Source organism: Psychrobacter sp. JCM 18900, assembly GCF_904846625.1.
Classification (GTDB): Bacteria; Pseudomonadota; Gammaproteobacteria; order Pseudomonadales; family Moraxellaceae; genus Psychrobacter.
On sequence record NZ_CAJHBL010000006.1, the window covers coordinates 29,121 to 53,482 of the forward strand.

Sequence of the window (24,362 nt, forward strand, 5' to 3'; positions counted from 1 at the left end):
TGTTAAGATCTGTCGAAGGAGACCTTAAAATAAACATACAGACATCGTTAGCGATGTTATCACCGAATATTTATTTTCTATAGAAAAGGTAAACATCTTACCCAATATTGGTGGCTTTGACTAGTTACTGTCGGCTTACTCATAAGTATTACTTAGCTGTTTTTGCCAGACACATCGCAACTAAAGAGCAAAGCAAGCAATCTCAACCATAAAAAAACGAGATGTATAATAACACCTCGTTTTTGACAAATACGCCGATGTTTATGGCTTAACTGCTACGAGTACGCGAATAGAGTCCGGTACTAATGACAAGTTACCAAGTGCTTGCTCACCTTGAGCTTTGAGCTGCTCTAAACGCTCAATCTCTTCAGGACGTACGTTTGGATTGATCGTTTGTAGATGTTTTAGACGCTTAATTTCGCGTGACCACTGCTGGCTAAAGCGGCTACTTGCTTGCTCACCAATCTCAGCGATCTGCTGACGAGCAATGTCTTCAGCTTCGTAATAACGCTGTTCAATCACATCGCCGCGTACTTTAATGACTTGGCGGGCACGGTTTTTATCCAATCGCTCAACATGCGGCATAATCATCTCAGCACTGATACGAGCCGATAAATCACTGCCCTGCTCACTGATAAAGACACGGATATTTTGTGTGGACAAAGTCGCTGGCAGATTGAGTACTTTTGGCGCAATCGCTTCAACACGGAAATTCACCTCTAGCAGCACCATACCTTGCGGAACAGCGGCACTTTTTAGCATAGCAACTGTCGTATTACCAAAGGTGCTAGTGCTGGCTAGCTCATAAATCGCACGCATCAATGGATGCTCGTGAGTGATGAATTCGATATCTTCACGCTGAAGTGCTTGCTCACGCTCGAAGGTCAACGTCATACCGTCTTCATCACCAAGCGGCAAGCCATCGATATAGTCACTGATCTCGGTGCTATCGATAGGTGCAATCACCCACGAGCCATCACGTTGAATGTTGTGATCGATATTAGCAGACGCAAAGAAACGCTCAATGAAATGCGGCAGCAAATTGTTACCATCAAAGTCACGCATAGCATCGGCGATACGCCCTGCGACACGTGGACGGCATGAGTTATATTCTAGCAGACGGTCACGACCAGCTTGTAGCTGTGCTTCTAGTCCTAAACGTGTCTGTAGCGCCTCGTCAATGATGTCTTGCAAGATGACATTATTTTCAGCGGTATCAGCACCCTCAAGCATTGGCTTAAGCTCTTGGATATATTGCTCTTGTACACTTTGGGCAGTTGGCGATATCTGATTGAACATATTCAGCGCATCGTTATACCATTGATACAGACGCTCTTGCGCTGTACCCTGTACATAAGGCACATGTAGCATGATTTGCTGCGTCTGACCAATACGATCTAGACGGCCGATACGCTGCTCTAAGGTATCTGGGTTAGCAGGTAGATCCCATAGTATCAACTGGCTTGCAAACTGGAAGTTACGACCTTCTGAACCAATCTCTGAACACAATAGTATCTGCGCACCTTCACTATCTGCAAAGAATGCGGCCGCTTGGTCACGCTCAAGCAAAGTCATCTGTTCAGTAAAGATAGCTGTTTTGATGCCCGCATGCAGACGCAATACTGCTTCTAAACTCTCTACCGTCGCACCACTACGAGCGATTAATAGCACTTTTTGATGCTTAAGCTCACCGCGTAAAATATCAATCAACCAAGAAACACGTGGATCATCTTCTAGCCAGCCACCATCTGGTTGGTTTTCTTCGCCCCATAGCTGCTCACGCAACTTACCATTGGTTTGATAGCTGTCTTTCCATGCTTCAGGTAATGGCAATGGATATGGTTGGCTACTACGCCCATAGAATCCTTTGACACTCTCACGCGTATTACGGAACAAAATACGACCTGTACCATGACGATCTAGTAGCTCGTTTAGCGCATGCGTTCGTAGTTTTTCATCTTCATTGATTGAAGATAGCTCTTCAATACTAATATCTAGCAAGCTACTTAAAGCAGCAATTTGGCCTTCATTCAGTGGCTTTTCTTCTATTAAGACGCCAGCAACTGCTGCTGTCTCTGCAAAAGCTTCTTGACCATCGATAAACTCATCCAAATCATCAAAACGATCTGGATCAAGCAGACGCAGACGAGCAAAGTGGCTCTGAGCACCGAGCTGCTCTGGCGTTGCTGTCAATAGCATCACGCCTGGCGTTTCTTCGGCGAAATCTGCAATCAGGTCATACTTATCATTGCCGCCCTGTGCTTCATCCCAATGCAGATGATGCGCCTCATCAACGACTAATAAATCAAACCCTGCATCCATCGCTTGGTCATATAAGTCTGGGTGATCGAGTAACAGATCCATACCACCAATGATGCATTGCTCAGTGGCAAAGACGTTTTGTTCAGGGTCGTGCTCTTTAATAGCCGCAGTACGCACTAGATCAAACAAGGCAAAGTTTAGGTTAAAACGACGACGCAGCTCAATCATCCATTGATACTGCAAACTATCTGGCACTAAAATCAACACACGCTCAGCTTTGCCTGTTAGCAACTGCTGATGAATAATCATGCCCGCTTCGATGGTTTTACCAAGGCCAACCTCATCAGCCAGTAGTACACGCGGTGCGATACGCTTGCCGACTTCATGTGCGATATATAGCTGATGCTCGATGATATCGACACGTGCACCCATTAGGCCTTTTAGTGGATGACCTGCCAGCGCTGACTGCATGCGCAAGATATCTTGGCGCAGCTCATACCAGTCACCACGTTCAATACGGCCAGCAAGCAAACGCTCAAGCGGCTTGGCCAACGTGATATTGGCAGCAAGGCGGGTTTCCATGATGCCGCGCTCGTGCTCATCGACGCCATATTTCAGTACGCCCATTACTTCATCAACGGCATTGACCGTATAGCTTTTGCCATCTTGATCGTAGATGCTATCGCCCACCTTAAACACCACGCGCGATAATGGCGCAGAGTTTTTGGCGTAGACGCGTGTCTCTTCACTTTGCGGAAATAGAATATGCACACATCGGTCGTCAACATCGATGACCACACCTAAGCCAAGCTCAGACTCCGTATCAGATAAATAACGTTGACCAACGGCGAATTCAGTACTGTGCAATGAAGCAATAGAGATAGTCATAAGGCGATGTCTTTTGTACTCAGGTAGTAAGAAATTAAATAGATAGCTTAGAAAAACAGCAATGGCGGCTAACTATAGCTAAATAAGGTTGTTCACACCATAAAATGTCAAAAAGACATAGAAGAAGTGCCACAACACCAATCAAGCCAATCGTTAAGCCCAACCATTATATAACGTTAGCAGGTAGATGAGTGCGTTAAGTTGACTTTTCAAGAGGCAGCTTGCGATAGCTATGATTTTATAAGCTATTTAATCGATACTATGTCAGACAAATACACGATTGTTAAATAATACAGATTATCCTATTTCATCAGCAGCTTATATCTATTCGATCGATATTTGGCCAATTCGTTTTTGACTAAAAATACCAACGTGCTACATTAAGCCGATAAGAAATCATGCGATAGTAATTTATTCGCTAACTATCTATAAGACAACAATAAGTAAGGACTAGCCATGCAAGCTGTTTTTTTAGATAAAGGTACGTTTTCTGAAGGTATTGACCTGCCAGCGCCAATAGGTGTGAGCGATTACATCGCTTATAACGACACGCCAAAAGACACGGCTGTCATCATTGAGCGCTGCAAAGATGCTGACATTATTATCACCAATAAAGTGCAAATCGGTGCTGAAGTGATAGAACAACTACCGAAACTTAAGCTGATCCAACTGACCGCCACTGGCATGAACAACGTCGATCAAGAGGCTTGCGATAAGCACGGTGTTGCGCTGTTCAATGTCGCTGGTTATGCGGTCAAAAGCGTGCCCGAGCATACATTTATGCTCATGTTAAATGCAATGCGCGCAGGCATCCACTACCATCAAAAAGTTAATGATGGTACATGGCAAGCAAAAGGAGATTTTTGTCTACTGGATATTCCGCTGATAGATTTGGAAGATAAGACGTTGGGTATCATTGGTATTGGCACCATTGGCAAGCGGGTGACCGAGATCGCTCGTGCCTTTGGCATGACCGTACTGTGGGCAGAGCACCAAGGACGCGAACCGCGCAGCGACGACTATACCGCGTTTGATGAAGTATTAGCGCGTGCGGATGTGATCAGTCTGCACTGTCCATTGAATGAACAAACTGAGCATCTTATTAACAAAGATACTCTGGCGAAAATGGTTAAACATCCGCTAATCGTCAACGTCGCCCGTGGCGGCATCGTTGATAGCCAAGCATTAACTGACGCGGTTAATAATGAGCAAATTATCGGCTATGCTAGTGATGTGTTTGAACAAGAACCGATCGCTGAAGATGAGCCGCTCCTCAGTATGAGCGACCATCCGCGTGTTATCTTTAGTCCGCACAATGCATGGGGCAGCAAAAGCGCCCAAGAGACCTTGTGGCAGATGTTAAGCAAGCAAGTCGCTGACTTCATCGACAACCATCATCAGTAATTACCAAAACGCTAACGACTAAATCGTAACCAGTCGTCTTTTATCTTGCGATACTTAAGCATGATTCGATCGCTTAGATAGTTGTTGGTCACGAACCAAGGATAGCGATCGCCTTGCTTAGGTAGCTCGTCTTTGCCGCGTCTGACATAACCAGACGATAGCGAACCCATCACGGTATCTGCTTGAGCACAGGCTGTCATATCGTCAGTCTGTGCTTGTGGCATGGCGACTTGATAACGGTTTTCATGCATATACCCCAACAGCCTCACTACATACTGACAGGCCAAATCGATTTTTAGTGTCCACGAGGCATTGGTATAGCCAAACAGTGCCGCCAGATTAGGTATGCCTTCTATCATGACCGCTTTGTAGGTCATACGCGTGCCAATATCGACAGCTTGACCATCGATATATACCGCAGCCCCGCCTAGCATCTGTAGTTTTAAACCAGTCGCGGTAACGATGATATCAGCGTCGAGGTGCTGACCAGATTGCAGCATAATTCCCGTTGCCGTAAAGTGACTGATTTGATCGGTCACTACTGTTGCACGTTTGTCCTGCAGGGCTTTGAATAAATCACCGTCAGGTACCGCGCATACTCGTTGATCCCACGGATTATAGTCAGGCATAAAATGGTTGCTATCAACGCCGCTACCTTTCAGCTCTTTTTTCACCCCACTTCTTAAGATTGCCTTCATCACCTTGGGTGCATGAGTCGCAACTTTGTACAGGCCTTGTTGTCTCAACACATTGCGCGCACGCAGTAGCGTATAAGCTTGCTCTTTTGATAAAGGAGAAAACTTGCCAGATAGCCAGTCAATAGCATAGTCATCGCCCGGCACGCTCGCCACATAGGTCGGCGTACGCTGTAGCATCGTGACATGACGCGCACACTGATTACTGTCCTTATCTACTAGCGCAGGTAACAACGTCATCGCCGTGGCACCACTACCAATAACGACGACTTTTTTATCATCATAGTCTAGATTATTCCAGTGCTGTGGATGGACGATTTGACCGTGAAAACCCTCCTCTCCGTCAAAATGAGGACGATAGCCTTGCTCATAATCATAATAACCAGTGGCACCTACGATAAACTTAGCAGTCTTAACAAACCTCTCACCGCTTGCATGGTTTTTAATAGTTGCTGACCACTGTTGATCATCACTAGACCATGATATCTGCTGAACTTCATGCTGATAGTGGATATGTTCGGTCACCCCAAACTCGTTTGCCGTATCAGCGATATAGCGTTTGATATCATCGCCTGCTGCAAGCATTCTATAATCAAGCCACGGCCTAAAGTTATAGCCAAAGGTCAAGGCGTCAGAGTCAGAGCGAATCCCGGGATAGGTAAATAAATCCCATGTACCACCCAAATCAGCACGCTTTTCTAAGATAGCAAAGCGCTGTGGAAGTTTTTGCTTATTAGTCGGTTTTACCTGCTTTTGCTTTTTTGGGGCTTTATGACCGAATAGGCCTTTATGCTGCTGTTGCTGTAAACGGCAAGCCATGCCAATACCTGCAATACCCGCACCGATGATCAATACTTCATAGTCGGCTACTTTATCCGTCTTTGACTTTTTACCTTTAAGGCGGTTTTTAATGGCCTGTTTGATCGTGGTGATATCAAGCATACTTCCATCCTTGTATTTGCATGACTGGCATTTTATAGCTGGCTTTAGAGCCGTTTATCGCATCTATTGACAGCAAGCGGTAAAATCTAACTCTTAAAATGGGCAGGGACTTTCCCAGTCCATCCAAGCACCCAGTACTGGATGCTTTAAACGCAATTGCTGTGCATGTAAGTTGAGCCTTGGTGCTATCTCTAGTGCGGCACCTTCAGCATAAATCGGATCGCCAATCATCACATGATCGACATGCACCATATGTACGCGTAGCTGATGGCTGCGACCAGTGACTGGCTTTAGCATGACCCGAGTGACTGCCTCGCCATTACAGGTTTCGTGAGCCACAACTTCATATAAGGTTAGCGCATGCTTTGACCAGTCATGATCGACGATATGGCGCGGTTTGGTACTTGGCTCATAACGCACTGGCACGGATATCTCACCAGTTGCTCCGACCTGCTCCCACTCACCAAAGACACGCGCTTGGTATTTCTTTTGCGGTAAACGCTCGATGAATTGCTTACTGATATTGGTTTGCGCTGCTGCATTTTTTGCAAAAATAAGCAGTCCCGACGTGTCCATATCTAAGCGGTGAATCAACTTGACGGCTGGATTGGCACGCTCAAGACGAGCAAGCAGACTGACTTTGAGTGTTTTACCATCGACGCTTAATAGGCCTGCAGGTTTATCAACTACCCAAATATCATCGTCTTCGTAAACCGTAATCTCTTGTGCAAAATTTTTAAAAAACTCAAGCGGATAAGCGCTCTCTTGGGCATTGAGGGCATTAACTTCTTCATCGGTAAAAGGCATAAATTTAACTACTTATATAAATTGGTTTTAAGATAAGGATTTTTGGTGGCTAATCTTTTGGACACGATAGCTATATTTGGCACGATAGCCATTTTATGAACAATGATTATTTGGACAAAAGGTCAAAACTTCGACTGATTTTTAACGTTATTAATATCGCTAGCTGCTAATCACTAGCTACTAATCAATAACTACTATATAAACGAGATATAAAATACGACTTATATCGCACTGAGATACATACTTTGATAAGGACAATCGTATTAAATAACAGATTAGACACTCTTGTACTGCACCGTTTCGATTTATTGTGCTAATACTAGTTGTTAAACAATTTAACCAGCCTGTATCTGTCAAATTAGAGCAAACATGTTAATATAATGGCACATTTTCACCCCTTCTAAACAATTCTTTGACCACCAACTGATTTATTATTAAACCAATATATAGGTTGATGAGTGGTGATAGAAGTAATAAAACAAGAGAGATAAAATTATGTCAGACCTTATTGTACATACTACCGACACAGACTTTGATCAAGACGTTCTACAATCAGACGTACCTGTATTAGTAGACTTCTGGGCACCATGGTGTGGTCCTTGTAAAGCCATCGCTCCTATTTTAGAAGATCTAGCGACTGAGTACCAAGGTAAAGTTAAAATCGTCAAAGTAGACGTAGACAACAACCCACAAGCGGCTAGCCGTTTCGGTATTCGTAACATCCCAACACTATTTGTATTCAAAGATGGCGAAAAAGTTGACTCAGTAATGGGCCTACAGCCAAAAGCTGAATTGGCTAAAGTACTAGACAAGCATTTATAAGTTAAATTTGCCAGTTCTAGACTATCTTGAGCCGGTAAAATAGAATAACCAAGAAAGCCATTATCTAACCAAGATAGTGGCTTTTTTGCTTGTTTTTTGTGCAAAAAACTCGATAATATGACTTTTTTGGCAAAATTTATTGACAACGCTATTGTGAAGACCGTATAGTCTGCTGACAAGAGAAAACCAACTGTTTTCCTAAGTATCTTGTCGCTATTCTCCTCGTGTTTATCAACAAAAACACAATCGTCATTATAAACACCATTGCTGAACAAAATGACTAAACGCAATTACTGATATTGAGTTTTTGACGCAGACTCTTATGTAGCCTTTTTTATCCTTATTTCTTATTACCTTGCCTCCAATGATGGCAATGCGTACATAAGCAGACATATAAAACCAAAACTACATAAACTACAGCGCTGTGCACACACCCATATCATCATATTACCGTTATTTTAATCACTGTCGTGACTTGTGCTGCTAATGGCATCTCTCATCTGATCAATTGCTAATGACCTATCTATGAATCTTACTGAATTAAAGAAAAAATCAATCGCTGAGCTATTGGCTATCGCCAAAGAAATGGGTCTTGATAATATGGCGCGTAGCCGTAAACAGGACATTATCTTTGCTATTCTAAAAACCCATGCGCGTAACGGTGAAGCCATTTATGGTGACGGCGTACTTGAGGTTCTTCCTGATGGTTTTGGATTTTTGCGCTCATCAGAAGGCTCATATTTAGCCGGTCCTGATGATATTTATGTCAGCCCAAGCCAGATTCGCCGTTTCAGTCTAAAAACTGGTGACAGTATCGCTGGTACGATTCGTCCACCAAAAGATTCTGAGCGTTATTTTGCATTATTAAAAGTTGGCGAGATCAACTTTGATACGCCAGATCGCTCACGTCATAAGCTTATCTTTGAGAACCTGACACCCCTATTCCCAACTGAGCATTTAAAGCTTGAGCTTGGTAACGGAACCACTGAAGATTTGACTGGTCGTATCATCGATCTAATCGCTCCGATTGGTAAAGGTCAGCGCTCTATCATCGTCGCACCGCCAAAAGCGGGTAAAACGATGTTGCTACAAACCATTGCACAATCAATCACTCGTAATAACCCTGAATGCTATTTGATCGTACTATTGATTGATGAGCGTCCAGAAGAAGTCACCGAGATGGTACGTACGGTACGCGGTGAAGTGGTCGCCTCTACTTTTGACGAGCCGCCACAGCGTCACGTACAAGTCGCTGAAATGGTCATCGAAAAAGCCAAGCGTTTGGTCGAGCATAAGCAAGACGTGGTAATTTTACTTGATTCAATTACGCGTCTAGCACGTGCTTATAATACGGTCATCCCATCGTCAGGTAAAGTATTGACCGGTGGACTGGATGCCAATGCCCTAGAACGTCCAAAACGCTTCTTTGGTGCGGCGCGTAACGTTGAAGAAGGTGGTAGTTTGACCATTATTGCCAGTGCATTGATTGATACTGGTAGTAAGATGGATAGCGTTATTTTTGAAGAGTTTAAGGGAACGGGTAACCAAGAAATTACGCTTGAGCGTGACTTGGCTGAAAAACGTGTATTCCCTGCGATTAATATCAAAAAATCTGGTACACGCCGCGAAGAGCGTCTATTGGACGAAGACAAACTGCGTAAAGTATGGATTTTACGTAAACTACTTCAACCGATGGATGGCGTACAAGCCACTGAGTTCTTGTTGGATCGCCTAAAAGAAGCGAAAACCAATGATGAATTCTTCGAGCAAATGAAGCGTAAATCACAAAATTAATTTCTAGTTAACTTGCTAGACATATTCAGCTTCGATTTGATATTAAGACTACCTATAGGTAGTCTTTTTTATGACAGCATCAAAATATTAATAGTTAAACCAATTAAACTATGCTGCTCTGTCATTCACAAGCACTACTGATGATACAGTACGGCAACATCGCTTACATCTCGTTTGCAAAGTTTAGCGTTTTTACTACGACTATATTATTAGTAACCGACTATTATGACAGACAGTAGGAATATACTTGAAAATATCATGGATACAGTATTTTGAAGGTATTGTATTTTAAACTTGATGACTTAATAGGTGATAATATGAAATTTGCTAAAACGATCGCAATGACTGCAATTACTAGCTCAGCACTAATTATGACTGGTTGTAACTCTTATAGCGGTATGAGCAACACAGCTAAAGGTGCTACTGCTGGCGCAGCAGCTGGTGCTCTTATTAAAAGTAAAGGCGACAGCAAAGATATCGCTCGTGGCGCATTGGCTGGTGCAGCGATTGGCGGTGCTGGTGGTTATGTTCTTGATAACAACTAAATCTCTCTACGCTGATGTTATTTGACAATTGGTTAAGTGATATCAGATAAAAGATGATAAAAAAGCCTGCAATTCGTTGCAGGCTTTTTTATGTCTTAATTTTTACTATAAGTCCATGCGCTAGATTTATAATAAAAAATATCAGTATTAGAAATATATCATTAGTAAAATACATGACTACTAATATGTATGGCCATTAAAGTGCACCGCTGAACGTATCGCAAGATTGTACGTTACCGCTTTCTAGACCACGGGTGAACCATTCGACACGTTGTTGACTGGTACCATGAGTAAAGTTATCGGGTACTACTGCACCACCACTCGCTTTCGCTAGACGATCATCTCCAATTTGACTAGCCGCATTCACCGCTTCATCAATATCACCAGCTTCTAAAAACTGTACGCGCTCTTGATTGCGCTGAGCCCATACACCAGCAAAACAATCCGCTTGCAACTCTTGCAATACTGATAGCTTATTGGACTGTGCTTGGGTCACTTGCTGACGAGCTTCATTGACCTGTTGGCTAATGCCCAATAGCGTCTGTACATGATGACCTACCTCATGTGCTATCACGTAGGCCTGTGCAAAATCGCCAGCCTTGCCTTGGTTCTCTTCACCACCAGAGCCTTGCTGATCGCCTGAAATACCAAGATTCTGACGCATCTCTACAAAGAATGACGTATCCAAATAGACAGTCTGATCCCCTGGACAATAAAATGGACCTGTTGCAGAGCTAGCACTACCACATGCTGAGCTGACCTGACCATTAAACAAAATCAATGACGGCTCTTGATAAGTGCTACCAGCCTCATTAAAGATTTGATGCCAGACTTCTTCTGTATCTGCCAGTACAACTTTTACGAATTGCGTGTCTCGGTCTGTGCTGGTTGCCAGCTCAGTAGATGACTCACTACCACCACCTGTGACCGCCTGTCCTGTCTGTAATGCGGTCATTGGGTTTACCCCAAATACCAACCATAAAATACCAGCGATAATAATACCCCCAATACCGCCACCAATCATCTTACCGCCACCTGTGCTAGAGCGCACATTTGAGCTACCTCGTCTACCTTGCCATTTCATAATTCTATTCCTCAAATATAGATTGATTCATTATTTCTATTAGTCACTACTTCTGTTAATAATTGCTTATGTTATATATTATTTAGCCAGTCAATTTGCGCTATGGCCTAGTCTACTATCCTAAAAGCAAGTAGAAACCTATAAAATTGCTAACTTAACTATAATTTATGTAATATAAGACGATAATCGGACTACTTAATTCAATTCTTACCCATACAAACGAGGCTAATATCGACAATTTTAGACAAGAAACAGGAACCAGAAAAGCTCTCCATCCTTCTCATGTCTTTGATTATACGTCGATTAATCTAGCTTCTTGTATTAAAAAGTATATCGGATAGAGAAAGTAAAATATTATTTTAAATTTTATTGTTACTTAATTGTACAGGCTATTTCTATTTACTTAGAAAACCTATAGAATGCGTGGAAGCTGAGTAGCTGTGACTAAGACTAGTTGAATTCTGAGAAATCTCGGATTTCGACCTTTGTTGCTGCTACTGCTCATTTCATTTTTCCGGAGAAAACCATATGAAACTTAAATTACTTGCTCTAGCTGGTATCATGACTGCAACTATGGGCCTTACTGCCTGTGATAGCAGCAAAGAAAACGCTGCTGAAGATTTATCTGACGCGCAAGAAGAAGTGCAAGACGCTTCTGAAGAGCTAAACGAAGCTGCTGCTGAAGGCGAAATGACTGCTGATGCTGACGCTGCTGTTGCTGGCGCTGAAGCTGACATCGCTGATGCTCAAGAAGCAACTGCTACTGACGAAATGGACGCTGAAGTTCCTGTAGACGGCGACACCACTAGCGTAGACGTAGCTAGCGAAACTGATACTGCTGCTGTTGAAGCTTCTGACGAAGTAGTAGTTGAAGAAGCTCAGTAATTTATTGTTCATACAATAGATAAACTGTAGTAAAAAAAAGAGAGCCTATGCTCTCTTTTTTTATGTCTATCATTTACGATCTTATTAGGACTCTACTTTATAGATAACTCTAATATACGATGCATGCTGCAATATCGAAATATATAGATGTACGCAAAAATAACTAAGTGCAAATACGCACTAGCATTCTTATAATTTCACGATAAAACAGACACACTATCGTTCAGCGCAGTGCCAAACTAGGTATTAGCTATCAAACAAACGCTCGTCAACCTTCTGACGAAATTTCTGCCCTGTTTTAAAAGTAACCACACGGCGCGCGGATACTGCAACAGGCTCCCCTGTTTTCGGGTTACGGCCTGGACGGCTGTTTTTATCTTTAAGCTCAAAGTTGCCAAAGCCTGAAAGCTTGACCTCTTTGCCATCAATCAAACTCTCTGACAGCTCATCAAAAAAGTTCTCCACCAGACAACGACCTTCTTGGCGTGTTAGGTTTAGGTGACTCATCAAATGCTCAATCATGTCAGATTTGGTTAAGGTGCTCACAGTACGACTCCTATGCTATGTCGTGATGTCGAATATCATGGTTTAGCGGTATGAGGGTTAAGGCTAGCTATTATAAAGGTTTTTTGACCGTTTTTTAACAAAGTCTTCATTAAAATCCTTTATTAATAACCACTTAACTTATTCTATGAATAGCAATGCTCCGTAGCCTCATGGTAAAAAGACTACAGAGCATTGGGTATAATACTTACTAAATGTTAGCTGTCGCGCAGCTGTACAGAATGCTGGTCAGTTAGCGCTTGTACCACTTTATCTGTGGCAGTCTTGACGGCTTCATCAGACAGCGTTTGCGTACTGTCTTGCCATATCAGTGCAAACGCTAGTGAGCGCTGGCCTGCTGGTACTTTGTCACCTTGATAAACATCAAACAACCAAAGATCAGTCAGCATATTACCTGCCGCAGTTCGCACCGTTGTCTCTAGTGTCTGCAAACTGATGTCACTGTCTACCAAGATAGCAATATCGCGGCGTACTTGTGGGAACTTGCTTGGTGTCCTGATAGTATGCTGCTCACGTGCAATCGTCAATAGTGGTGCCAGTGACAATTGAGCGACCCATGTAGTCGGCAGATCTAACTGCTTAGCAGTATTTGGGTGCAACTGACCCAACCAACCAACGTATATATCATCGATGTATAACTCAGCGCTTTGTCCTGGATGCAGGAAACTAAGCGTACTACGCTCATAGCGGATACGTGCGCTATCGATTTGCGCTGGTAATAGCTGCTCAATATCATTCTTTAGGTCATAAAAATCTAAGGCGCGGTTTTGATAAGCTTGCTCGCTCCATATATCACCAACTGCGACTAAAGCAATACTTGGCGTTTGTACTAAGTCACTAATGCTTTGTCCAACAAAGCTAAGACCTGTCTCAAAGAAACGTACGCGCGGCTGCTGACGATTTAAATTATATTGCACGCAAGGCAGTAGGCTCGATAGCAAAGTACGACGCATAACGGCCAAATCACTGGAGATAGGATTTGCCAGTGCCAATACCTCCCCTAGCGCTTCGTCATCAAGCAATGCTTCTAGTTTTGCATCACTAAAGCTAAAGCTAATCGCTTCCATATAGCCGTTGTCGACTAATGATAGCTTCATCTCATGCGTCAAATCTGCAGTATCATCATAATCCATACTTACTTGCAAATGTGGCAGGACGCTTGGAATATTGTCATAGCCATAGATACGAGCAATCTCTTCGATTAAATCCTCGCGGATACTCATATCAAAACGATAAGATGGCGGCTTGCAAACTAATGCATCGCTCTGCTGCTTTACGTCAAAACCCAATTGGGTCAAGATACGTACCATCTCAGTTGGTTCAATATCAACCCCAATGACATCACGAACTTTCGCGATTGGCAATGTAATCGGTGCGCATGCTGGCAAATGCTCAAGGTTTTCGGCCGTGACTATTTGACCTGCTTCCCCGCCAGTAATATTGGTGATTAAATCACAAGCTCGTGCCAACGCCAATGCTGGCAATTCAAAGTCGACGCCACGCTCAAAACGCTGTGATGCGTCCGTATGTAACCCAAAACGGCGTGCGCGCGCAGCGATAGCGAGTTGATTAAAGAAAGCGCTTTCTACAACGATATTGGTAGTGCTATCAGTGACACTGCTACGCTGACCACCCATGATACCAGCCAGTGCCAAGGCACCTTTGTCATCAGCAATCACAAGCTCATCACCCGTCAAGGTAACGGTTTGCTCATTCAGCAAAGTAATGGTTTCATCAGGCTTTGCCAAACGTACAACGATATCACCTTCGATCATGTCTGCGTCAAACGCATGTAACGGTTGACCCAACTCCATCAATACATAGTTGGTCACATCGACCAAGAAATTGTGTGAACGTAGGCCCGACTGTACTAGCGCATCTTGCATCCATTTCGGAGTATCGATGCTACGGTCAATATTACTAATCGACTGCAGCAGATAGCGAGGGCACGCTTCCTTTGCATCGACTGTCACGGCTGGCGTTGCAGCAGTGCCAAAGGTATTGGCCGAGATTTCTGGCATTTGTACAGGTAAGTCGTTGATGACAGATATTTCACGAGCAATACCACGTACGCTAAAGCAATCACCACGGTTTGGGGTAATAGAGATATCCAATATTTGATTATCTAAACCTAAATATTCACGGATATCTGTACCAACTGGTGCATCTTCAGGCAACTCAAGCAAGCCATCTATATCATCGACTAAATCAATTTCAGAAGCGCCGCATAGCATGCCGTTTGAGGCAACACCGCGTAGCTTACTCTTTTTGATTTTAAACCCTTTCTTATCATCGCTTGGCAATACCGCACCAACGGTAGCAACCGGTGCTTTCATGCCGACGGTCACGTTAGGAGCACCGCAGACAATTTGTAATGGCTCAGCGTCACCGATATTTACCTGAGTAACACGTAATTTATCTGCATCAGGATGCTGCTCAACGCTGATGACTTCACCGACAACCACACCGCTAAAAGCACGGGCAACCGCATAGCGATCATCAATCTCAAGGCCTGCCATAGTCAACTGTTCGGCTAACTGTTCGCTAGTATTTGTAGGGTTTACCCACTGACGTAGCCACTGTTCGCTAATTTTCATAAATATCTCGGATCAGAATTTTATAATAAAGATGTTGGAGTAAAGCTTGGCGAATTCGCTTGCTATAGTCAATCCTATATAAATTAGATACAGCGTCAGGCTCGCTCAGTCTACGATTTGTAGCACTTTCACTCGCCTTCCTTGCATCTAAAATAACTTAAACTGACTATATAGATATAAGGAAAACTCTAGCCAAATTGCTTTAAGAAGCGCACGTCATTTTGGAAAAATAAGCGCAAGTCATCAATACCGTAATACAGCATCGCAAAGCGCTCGATACCCATACCAAAAGCAAAGCCAGTGTATTTATCGCTATCGATACCGCAATTGGTTAATACTTGTGGATGCACCATGCCGCAGCCCATTACTTCAAGCCACTTGCCATTGTCATCTAAGATATCCACTTCTGCAGACGGCTCAGTGAATGGGAAAAACGACGGACGGAAACGTACGGTCAGCTCTTTGGCAAAAAACGCTTCTAGAAACTCACTGATTAAGCCCTTTAGCTCAGCAAAAGTGCTCGACTCGGTGACCATAAGGCCTTCTAGCTGATGAAACATCGGCGAATGAGTTTGGTCTGAGTCATTACGATAAACACGACCTGGGCAAATGATGCGAATCGGCGGCTCATTTTTTTCCATGGTACGAATCTGGACAGGACTGGTATGCGTACGCAATAGATAATGCGCATCAAAATAGAATGTATCATGCATCGCGCGCGCAGGATGGTGCGACGGGATATTCAACGCTTCAAAATTATAGTAGTCGCTCTCGACTTCAGGACCGGTTGCGACATTGAAACCCGCTTGAATAAAGTACTGCTGCATACGCTGAGTAATCATAGTTACTGGATGCAGATGACCTTTTTGACCACCGCGAGCAGGCAAAGTGATATCAATGCTTTCGCTTTCTAGCTTGGCATTAAGTGCTGCGACTTCTAGTTGTTGCTGTTGGTCTGTCAGTGCTTGCTGAATGCGGCTACGTACTTGATGCAACCAACCGCCATAAGTTTTTTTATCATCAGCATCGAGCTTGCCCATCTGCTTTGACCAGCCCGTTAACGGACTCTTTTTACCAGTCAATTGCACACGCAAATCTTGCAGTGTACGCGCATCAGTTACTTGTAGGATTAGAGCTTCAGCAGCATTTGCAAATTTGGTAAGCTGAGCTTCGTTAAGCTCATTGAGCTCTGAAGACAAGGTCGGTAGCGCCGACAAGTCGTTGGTGGCAGCAGGGTTAGTCATAAGACGCATTATTCCTGATTTGAACGGACTATTAATTGTAGGGATTTGACCAAATATTGCAAACCATTTATCCAGTTATGTTTATATAAAAGATTGATATAAAGGCTGGTTATAAGAATGGCTTGAATATTTAGACGATAATAAGCGTATTTTTGCTCGAAAAAGTTCAATATAGAGCACGCTTAAAATAATTTAATATAAAAAAAGCCACCGACCAGCGGTAGCTTTTATTAATATCATACTATTAATCAATATTAGTCCTATCCATTTAGACAATTGCTTATAAATAATTATTTAAAAGCATCATACCTAAAGGACGGTTAATATTTAGGCCAATTCCGCTTTTGCTTTTTCGACCAATGCTGTGAAAGTCGCTGCATCATGCATAGCGATGTCTGCTAGAACGCGACGATCGATTGCGATGTTTGCTTTTTTCATACCATTGATGAAGCGGCTATAGCTTAAGCCGTTTAAGCGTGCACCAGCATTGATACGTGCGATCCAAAGACGACGGAAAGTACGTTTCTTGTTGCGACGGTCACGATAAGCATATTGACCAGCTTTGGTCACTGCCTGTACCGCTACGCGGTAAACACGTGAACGGGCACCGTAGTAGCCTTTTGCGCGCTTTAAGATTTTTTTGTGACGGCGATTTGCCTGTACACCACGTTTTACACGGGCCATAATTTACTCCAAGATTTTTTAATCACTGTTAAGCGAGTGATGATGCCGTTAAATAACAAACATCATTGTCAGATTGCAAAGTCAAATATTTTCAATCAAAGATAGATGACGGTAGGCTATTAAATGTATGGGCACATACGACGAACTGCTGCTTCGTCAGACTTGTGCACCAACTTAAGACCACGCAATTGGCGAATACGCTTAGCTGATTTCTTGGTCAAAATATGGCTTTTGAATGCTTGCTTACGCTTGAAGCCATTCGCTGTTTTTTTGAAGCGTTTAGCTGCACCGCTTCTGGTTTTCATCTTAACTTTCATGATGATTTGCCTCTTTTTCTGTTTTAGAACCTGGTCGTCAAATAGTTATACTGAATAATCGTTATATAAATAACCACTAAACCTCTATTTGCCTCGAGGTGGGAGGCGCTATTTTAGCAGATAGTGCCTTGTTTTGCCAAGTAAAGTTTTGGCGAGGTTTTAGTAGACAATATAGACAAGTAATCAGCATCAAATAAGCGATAGCAGCTCTCTTAAAAGCCTTAATAAAACGGCTGATTTTTATCCAAATAGATTGAATGTCAGCCTAAGCTGTGCTTAAGTAGAGACTGAGCTATATCTTCATATAAACACTATTAAAACCCGCTTTTTCACCATGAATACTTAGACTGTAATGTATAGCTATAACGATAACAATGCTGCCAACATATAGCGCGACAAATAAAACAATCTTTGGCCATCACTCTAGGAGACAGTGTGTCAAAACAAGAGTTAGTATTCGACGACGACTTGTTTGTTTTTGAGACAGTGATGCGTGTACGTCATACGGAAGCCGACGCAGGACAGCATATGACAGTCGAATCTCTGACAGCGGTATTGTCCGAAGCACGGCTAAGGTTTCTATACGCTAAAGGTGTCAAAGAAATCAACGCAGACCATCAAGGCTTAATTATTGATAAATTGCAGCTAGATATTGTGAGCCGTATCCGCGTACGAGAAGAATTGTTATTTGAAGTTGGTGTCGAGCCAATATATGATAATGGCGGTAATATAATCCTAAAGGTCGCTCGGATGCACACGGGCGAGATAGTAGCAAAAGCGCGCCAGCATTTTAGAGGTTACGACTTTAACCTCAATAAAGTGACCAAGCTTGATAACACGATCAAAGAAGCGCTGTATCCGCATTTATTTAGACTGTAGAATCGCTTGTCATAAATAGTATGCTGTCATTTAGCATACTTGCACTCTATAGCGCATTTAGTTGACATCATATTGCAGAGCATTTCAGATAATCTCCCCGCTTTAATCATAAGTAGTATAATTGCTTATCACTCTTTTTCACTTTCTACCTATAAGACGACAAATACATTATGACTTTACCTGCTTGGCTGACTGCCGTAACTTTTAATGATGATGGTTTGATTCCTGCAATTGCTCAAGATCATCAGACAGGTCGTATTTTGATGATGGCGTGGATGAATGCAGAAGCATTACAGCTCACTGCACAAACACAAACAGCGGTTTATTTTTCACGCTCGCGTGCCAAGCTGTGGCATAAAGGTGAGTCATCAGGTCATACGCAAACTGTGCATGATATTCGTCTAGACTGTGATGCAGATGTGATTGTGCTTAGCGTCACTCAGGCTGGCGGTATTGCTTGCCATACGGGACGTGAGTCTTGCTTTTATCAGCGGTTGGATTTATCAGGCCAAACGCCTGAATGGCAAACCGTCGATAAAGTACTAAAAGACCCTGCGGATATTTATCATTCTCATGACTCTACTAGCGACACTCATGAAACTGAAAACACTGGTGCGAATACTGACTCTGATACCATCCAAGCACAATCTGATACAGCTCAAGCGCAAGTCGATAAAACCTCTGTATTGCAGCAGCTTGATAGCGTATTAGCAGAGCGCAAACAAGCCGATGCCGACAGCTCTTATGTGGCCAGTCTGTATGCCAAAGGATTAAATAAGATATTAGAAAAAGTCGGTGAAGAGAGCACAGAGAGCATCATCGCTGCCAAAGATTTTGCTAACTGCGATGAGAGTACAGACAAAGCAAGCTACGATGAAGCGCGTCATGAGCTGATCTATGAAGTCGCCGATGTCTGGTTCCATACCTTGGTTGGGCTGGCATGGTTTGATATAGAGTCGGATGCTGTGTTAAATGAGCTAGGCAGACGTTTTGGGTTATCCGGTATCGATGAAAAAGCCGCTAGATAAGCCTAAATAAAAAATAAACGTCTATTTTATTGGATTATTGTTGCTTTCACCTATTTGTAATAAGTGCAGGTTATAATATAGCTCTGTTTTATCTCGCATTATATGTCGATGCTTTTTGTTTGCTAGTTGGACCTTTTTGCAAACTAAAAGCAGGCATATAAAGACTGAAAACCAAGACACAAAACTAGGTCACAAGGATACCATTATGGGTAGTTTTTCTATTACACATTGGCTGATACTATTGGTCGTTGTCGTTGTCGTGTTTGGCACCTCAAAACTCAGAAATGCTGGTAAAGATTTGGGCGGTGCTGTGAAAGGCTTCAAAGAAGCTGTTAAAGATGAAAATACAGAGCATGCCAAAAAACACGCGGTTCTTGACCACGATGCAACGGCACACACTGAAGAGCGCTCAACCACCAAGGTTGATGATAAACATAACGTATAGCATCTAAACAGTGACATCGGACCATTATGTTTGATATCGGGTTTTCTGAACTACTTCTCTTTGGCGTTATCGCCCTAATCGTACTGGGCCCAGAAAAACTGCCACAGGCAGCGCGCACGGCTGGGCAATGGTACGCCAAAATTCGCCGCACAGTCTCAACATTGCAGTCTGAAATAGAGGCTGAGCTTGACTTGGCTGAGACACGCCAGCAAATGCAAAAAGAACTCGCCAAAATTCGCCAGACTGAAGCTGAAATGAGGCGTGAGATGGCTGAAATGCGCGGCAATATGAAAGCTTTTGAAAGCTCACATAGCCCTGCTTCGATAGCTTCTGAAGCATCTGAAGCATCTGCGAATGCTGAAAACAGCAAGGGTGACGAAGCTCATGAAAATAACCGCACACAGAAGCAGCAACCAGCCACGCCAAAAGCATTCGACTATGCTTATGCCACTGACAAGCAGCCAGATACATTAGAAAATGGTCAATTATCGAAGCGCGGTCACAGCGGTGGCAATATAAATGATCCAAATGTAGATGATCCAAATGTAGATGATCCAAATGTGAGTGACAACGCCAAGGCAGCGCCAGTTGTTCAGACCATCACTACCCGTCCATGGGAAAACATGTGGTTTCGACTGGGTGCTTATGACAAAGCACGTCGGCTCCCAATACCGCCATATGTGCCAAACTATAAAGCGGACGCCCTACTCAACAGTCCTGCCAACATGCAGACTTCTGACCATAAGCAGGAGACTGATTGATGCCATTATTCAAGCGCAAAAAAAGTCGTCAAGAGAAAATCGCTGTTTCAGATACTCCTGCTTTAGATGGCATTGATCAAGACAATAAAGCAACAACTGATAGCACTCAAAACGAATCATCAGACGATGTTTTAAGCCCTTTGGCTGATATGCCTATTACCGAGCATTTGATTGAGCTGCGTCGGCATTTGATCAAAATATGTGTGGCAGTACTGATAATATTTTTAGGTTTGGTCGGCTATTCGCGCGAGCTATATAACTTGTTGTCTGATCCACTGGTTGCGCAGTTACCCGCCAACTCAACCATGATTGCCACCGATATCACGTCAAACTTTATGGCACCGATACGTCTGACCGTATTTGTAGCTGCATTTTTGGCGATGCCCTACATTCTTTATCAAATTTGGTCATTTGTAGCGCCCGGTCTGTATAAGAAAGAAAAGAAAATCGCTATTCCAGTACTGCTATCTTCTATATTTCTGTTTTATGCTGGCGTGGCTTTTTCTTACTTTATTGTGCTCAAAGGGGTCTTAAAGTTCTTTATCATGTTTGCCCCGCAAAACGTACTACCCATGACGGATATCGACAGCTATCTCAGTTTTGCCTTAAAATTATTTATGGTATTTGGTCTAACGTTTGAGATTCCAGTTGTCACTTTGCTATTGATATTGGCAGGTATTGTCTCCATTCAGAGCTTAGAAGAAAAACGTCGTTATATCATTGTAGGCTGTTTTGCTGTGGCTGCCGTTGTCACGCCGCCAGATGGCGTATCGATGCTCATGCTAGCGATTCCGATGTGGTTGTTGTTTGAGCTTGGTTTGTTTTTGGCGAAGATTTTAATCAAAGAAGAGCCCAGTCCTACTCTCGTGTCGACAGACAAAGAATAAAACACTTATCAGTCTAATCCAGACTAAAATAAAGTTATTGATTACATATAGCTATGCGTTAAACTACCATTACACCGTTTTATTCTTGCCTCATTAGTAAGCTGATTGCTTATTATCACGTTTTAGCATCACCATCATCTATAAGCCATTGTTTACCCAGTGGCTTTTTTTGCCCCTTTTATTTTTAATCAATTTTTGTATTTAGGTAGCTTTATTATGTCCGCATCTATGCCAGCTTATATGAGCGATCCCACTGACGAGCAGCTGAGCGCGCTGAATATGGCGATGGATCACAAGTCGTTTAAAGTGGTTGCTTATGCCGGCGCCGGTAAGACAACGACGCTCAAGCTAATCGGTGAGCGCTTACGTGGCCGCGGACTATATCTGGCTTTTAACAAAGCTATTGCCAATGATGCTCGTTCAAAGTTTCCGCCGCATGTAGAGTGCCGTACTTTTCATTCATTAGCTTATCGTCATGTTGCTCGTGATATTACCGCCAAGCTATCTTTGCCGCGCTTTTCACCCAAGCGTCTCGGTGATGATTTGGGACTACAGCCTGTGCAAGTGCGTCGGCAGATGGATGGGGTTAATAAATACATTACGCTGACGCCAGCACGACTATCGCGTTTCGTCAGCGACGCGGTCAGTAACTTCTGTAGCACGCATGCTAGCTACCCTGCGCCAAGGCACATACTATTCCCAAGCTGGCTCGATGACTCAGATGCAGAACAGTTACGCGAGATGCTCTACCCTGCTGTCGAGCAGCGTTGGTTACAGTCGATTGATGCGCGTCATCCTGCTGGTATTGGCCATGATATTTATCTTAAGCTTTGGGCACTATCTAAGCCTAGTATCCCAGCAGACTTTATCTTATTTGATGAAGCACAGGATGCCGATCCCTTGATGATGGGTATCTTGACCCAGCAGTCGAGACAAGTCATCTATGTGGGCGACGCGCATCAGCAGATTTATGAATGGCGCGGCGCGGTCAATGCGATGAAAAAACTGCCATTGCCGCAGACGTTATTGACACAGTCTTTTCGCTTTGGTGAGCCGATTGCAGAAGTGGCCAATACCTTATTAAAAGCACTACAGGAGGAGGTACCGCTAAAAGGCAATCCGAATAAACAGTCCTCTACCGATAAGGGCATGGTACATAGCAAAAAAGATGCTATTTTGTGCCGTACCAATGCTGCTGCCATGTCGCAACTATTGACAGGATTAAAGCACGGGCATCGCGTGGCGTTGCAAGCAGATACCGATCGTATGCTCAAATTCTGTCAGGCAGCCGAAAACTTAAAAAATGGTAAATCGGCTTACGGTGTACCTGAGCTGGCGTATTTTTATAACTGGGGTGATGTGCAAGAATATGCCGAAACCAATGAGGGTAGCGATCTCAAAACACTGGTTAAACTGGTCGATGACCATGGGACCAACGTCTTGAGCCAAGCGGTCAATAGTCTGACTAGCATTGAAAATGCTGATTATGTCATCTCTACCGCTCATAAAGCCAAAGGGCTCGAATGGGGAAAAGTGCAGTTAGATGATGATTTTTACTATGATGTGACCACCAATGCGGTCAAGATCAGTCCAGAAGAGCTGCGTTTGCTTTATGTTGCTTGCACGCGTGCGCAAAGCAATTTGGATATTCACAATATTAAAGACTTGATATCAGGATTACAGACGGGCAAAAAAGTGATTTTTGGTAATACTTAATTACCCTACACCTCTGTCAGCCTCAAGTTTTATTCAATCTCTCTTATAACGACCCTTTAGCAGTGAATCACCAGCATGAATAATAGCCAACAACTTCAAACGCGTCAAAATACCATTAATCAGTTATTTGCGGCTCCAGTGCGTTTGCTCGCCCCAATGGAGGGCTTGACCGATCCATTAATGCGTCAAATCTTAACTCAAATTGCGTCTGACTTGGGTCGTCCTTATGATTGGTCGGTTAGTGAGTTTATTCGTATCACTCAGCACGTCTTGCCTGCGCATGTATTTTATAAATATGTGCCTGAGCTACATCATGATGCCAAAACGGCCTCTGGTACGCCCATTCATGTACAGATTTTGGGTAGCGAAGCACAGCTTATGGCCGAAAACGCCGCGTACGCTTGTGAGCTTGGTGCGCCTGCTATCGATATCAACTTTGGATGTCCTGCAAAAACGGTCAACAGCCATCGCGGTGGTTCAGTACTGCTGGATGAACCTGAAACCATGTATCAGATTATCAGTGCCGTACGCCAAGCCGTTCCCGCCCATATACCAGTATCAGCTAAGATTCGTCTGGGCTATACCGATACCAGTCGCATGGATGATATTCGCGGCGCGATTGCTTCTAGCGGTGCTGATTGGCTAACCATTCATGCACGCACTAAGACCCAAGGCTATAAGCCGCCCGCCTATTGGGACAAAATCCAGAGCTTTAATACGCTCGATATTCCAGTCATTGCCAATGGAGAAATTTGGAACTTTGAGCATGCGCAAAATTGTATGACGCAAGCAGGTACACCGCATTTAATGTTAGGTCGCGGCGCAGTAACGCGTCCTGATTTAGTGGCACAGGTTGATAATGATACTGAAAAAAGTACTGACAGCGTAGAGAATACGGCTACATTGTCATGGCAAGATTTGATTGCCCATCAGATTAAGTTTTTGGAAGGTGAGGCAAAGAACGACGTGGTATTGGTCGGACGCTATAAGCAATGGTTAGGAATGCTTACCAAAGGCTATGTTGAGGCGCAAACAGTGTGGGAAGGTATCAAACGAGAAAAAAATAAAGTGGTTATTATTAGCGCCCTACAAGCAAGCGTACGAGATTAATC

At 43.4% G+C, this 24,362-nt stretch carries 21 protein-coding genes; 12 read left to right on the top strand and 9 right to left on the bottom strand.

Annotation, left to right across the window (positions count from 1 at the left end):
* Window positions 1-261 precede the first annotated feature (261 nt).
* The gene (gene rapA / locus JMX96_RS11425) at window positions 262-3,150 is read right to left on the bottom strand and encodes an RNA polymerase-associated protein RapA (RefSeq protein ID WP_185156624.1); all 2,889 of its coding nucleotides are present in this window, start codon (window positions 3,148-3,150) and stop codon (window positions 262-264) included.
* A gap of 456 nt (window positions 3,151-3,606) precedes the next feature.
* Here rapA and JMX96_RS11430 point away from each other — a divergent pair, with 456 nt between their 5' ends.
* On the top strand, window positions 3,607-4,554 hold the full coding sequence (locus JMX96_RS11430) for a D-2-hydroxyacid dehydrogenase (RefSeq protein WP_201569160.1): 948 nt from the start codon (window positions 3,607-3,609) through the stop codon (window positions 4,552-4,554).
* Window positions 4,555-4,565: 11 nt separating this feature from the next.
* Here the strand turns inward: JMX96_RS11430 and JMX96_RS11435 are convergent, their stop codons facing one another.
* On the bottom strand, window positions 4,566-6,191 hold the full coding sequence (locus tag JMX96_RS11435) for a flavin-containing monooxygenase (RefSeq protein ID WP_201569162.1): 1,626 nt from the start codon (window positions 6,189-6,191) through the stop codon (window positions 4,566-4,568).
* Window positions 6,192-6,284: 93 nt separating this feature from the next.
* Window positions 6,285-6,998: an RluA family pseudouridine synthase gene (locus JMX96_RS11440; RefSeq protein WP_057761926.1), complete on the bottom strand. Its 714-nt coding sequence runs from the start codon at window positions 6,996-6,998 to the stop codon at window positions 6,285-6,287.
* Window positions 6,999-7,493: 495 nt separating this feature from the next.
* Between JMX96_RS11440 and trxA the strand changes: the two genes are divergently transcribed.
* The 3 genes from trxA to JMX96_RS11455 all read left to right on the top strand — a co-directional run bounded on the left by trxA (window position 7,494) and on the right by JMX96_RS11455 (window position 10,159).
* On the top strand, window positions 7,494-7,820 hold the full coding sequence (gene trxA, locus JMX96_RS11445) for a thioredoxin (protein WP_057761928.1): 327 nt from the start codon (window positions 7,494-7,496) through the stop codon (window positions 7,818-7,820).
* A 525-nt stretch (window positions 7,821-8,345) separates the two neighbouring features.
* Window positions 8,346-9,614, top strand: coding sequence for a transcription termination factor Rho (rho, locus tag JMX96_RS11450; RefSeq protein WP_055125334.1), 1,269 nt, complete (start codon window positions 8,346-8,348; stop codon window positions 9,612-9,614).
* Window positions 9,615-9,931: 317 nt separating this feature from the next.
* Entirely contained in the window at window positions 9,932-10,159 is a 228-nt protein-coding gene (locus tag JMX96_RS11455; RefSeq protein ID WP_057761930.1) for a hypothetical protein, read from the top strand.
* A gap of 196 nt (window positions 10,160-10,355) precedes the next feature.
* On the opposite strand, the gene JMX96_RS11460 is transcribed toward JMX96_RS11455, so the two are convergent.
* Window positions 10,356-11,243 carry a neutral zinc metallopeptidase gene (locus JMX96_RS11460; RefSeq protein ID WP_179799130.1) on the bottom strand — a complete coding sequence of 296 codons (888 nt, stop codon included), beginning with the start codon at window positions 11,241-11,243 and terminating at the stop codon, window positions 10,356-10,358.
* 528 nt (window positions 11,244-11,771) lie between these two features.
* On the opposite strand from JMX96_RS11460, the gene JMX96_RS11465 reads away from it, so the two are divergent.
* Complete coding sequence (locus tag JMX96_RS11465) at window positions 11,772-12,128, top strand: hypothetical protein (protein ID WP_165598186.1); 357 nt, start codon at window positions 11,772-11,774, stop codon at window positions 12,126-12,128.
* 246 nt (window positions 12,129-12,374) lie between these two features.
* On the opposite strand, the gene JMX96_RS11470 is transcribed toward JMX96_RS11465, so the two are convergent.
* The 5 genes from JMX96_RS11470 to rpmI form a co-directional block, all read right to left on the bottom strand.
* Complete coding sequence (locus JMX96_RS11470) at window positions 12,375-12,674, bottom strand: integration host factor subunit alpha (RefSeq protein ID WP_057761935.1); 300 nt, start codon at window positions 12,672-12,674, stop codon at window positions 12,375-12,377.
* 215 nt (window positions 12,675-12,889) lie between these two features.
* A complete protein-coding gene (gene pheT, locus JMX96_RS11475) occupies window positions 12,890-15,289 on the bottom strand; it encodes a phenylalanine--tRNA ligase subunit beta (RefSeq protein ID WP_201569164.1) in 2,400 nt (799 codons plus the stop codon).
* Between the two features lie 188 nt (window positions 15,290-15,477).
* Window positions 15,478-16,533: a phenylalanine--tRNA ligase subunit alpha gene (gene pheS, locus JMX96_RS11480; protein WP_201569166.1), complete on the bottom strand. Its 1,056-nt coding sequence runs from the start codon at window positions 16,531-16,533 to the stop codon at window positions 15,478-15,480.
* 327 nt (window positions 16,534-16,860) lie between these two features.
* Window positions 16,861-17,217: a 50S ribosomal protein L20 gene (gene rplT, locus JMX96_RS11485; RefSeq protein ID WP_011281252.1), complete on the bottom strand. Its 357-nt coding sequence runs from the start codon at window positions 17,215-17,217 to the stop codon at window positions 16,861-16,863.
* Between the two features lie 119 nt (window positions 17,218-17,336).
* The gene (rpmI, locus tag JMX96_RS11490; protein WP_057761939.1) at window positions 17,337-17,534 is read right to left on the bottom strand and encodes a 50S ribosomal protein L35; all 198 of its coding nucleotides are present in this window, start codon (window positions 17,532-17,534) and stop codon (window positions 17,337-17,339) included.
* Window positions 17,535-17,969: 435 nt separating this feature from the next.
* Here rpmI and JMX96_RS11495 point away from each other — a divergent pair, with 435 nt between their 5' ends.
* The 7 genes from JMX96_RS11495 to JMX96_RS11525 all read left to right on the top strand — a co-directional run bounded on the left by JMX96_RS11495 (window position 17,970) and on the right by JMX96_RS11525 (window position 24,360).
* Complete coding sequence (locus tag JMX96_RS11495) at window positions 17,970-18,413, top strand: thioesterase family protein (protein WP_201569168.1); 444 nt, start codon at window positions 17,970-17,972, stop codon at window positions 18,411-18,413.
* A 170-nt stretch (window positions 18,414-18,583) separates the two neighbouring features.
* On the top strand, window positions 18,584-19,441 hold the full coding sequence (hisI, locus tag JMX96_RS11500) for a phosphoribosyl-AMP cyclohydrolase (protein WP_201569170.1): 858 nt from the start codon (window positions 18,584-18,586) through the stop codon (window positions 19,439-19,441).
* Between the two features lie 205 nt (window positions 19,442-19,646).
* Window positions 19,647-19,886 (top strand): Sec-independent protein translocase subunit TatA, encoded by a 240-nt coding sequence (gene tatA, locus JMX96_RS11505; RefSeq protein WP_057761945.1) that lies wholly within the window; start codon window positions 19,647-19,649, stop codon window positions 19,884-19,886.
* Window positions 19,887-19,912: 26 nt separating this feature from the next.
* Entirely contained in the window at window positions 19,913-20,647 is a 735-nt protein-coding gene (gene tatB, locus JMX96_RS11510) for a Sec-independent protein translocase protein TatB (RefSeq protein WP_201569172.1), read from the top strand.
* Window positions 20,647-21,534 carry a twin-arginine translocase subunit TatC gene (gene tatC / locus JMX96_RS11515; RefSeq protein ID WP_201569174.1) on the top strand — a complete coding sequence of 296 codons (888 nt, stop codon included), beginning with the start codon at window positions 20,647-20,649 and terminating at the stop codon, window positions 21,532-21,534. The genes tatB and tatC overlap by 1 nt, the downstream gene beginning before the upstream one ends.
* Before the next feature lie 216 nt (window positions 21,535-21,750).
* A complete protein-coding gene (locus JMX96_RS11520) occupies window positions 21,751-23,250 on the top strand; it encodes a UvrD-helicase domain-containing protein (protein ID WP_201569176.1) in 1,500 nt (499 codons plus the stop codon).
* Between the two features lie 75 nt (window positions 23,251-23,325).
* On the top strand, window positions 23,326-24,360 hold the full coding sequence (locus tag JMX96_RS11525) for a tRNA dihydrouridine synthase (protein WP_201569178.1): 1,035 nt from the start codon (window positions 23,326-23,328) through the stop codon (window positions 24,358-24,360).
* Window positions 24,361-24,362 lie beyond the last annotated feature (2 nt).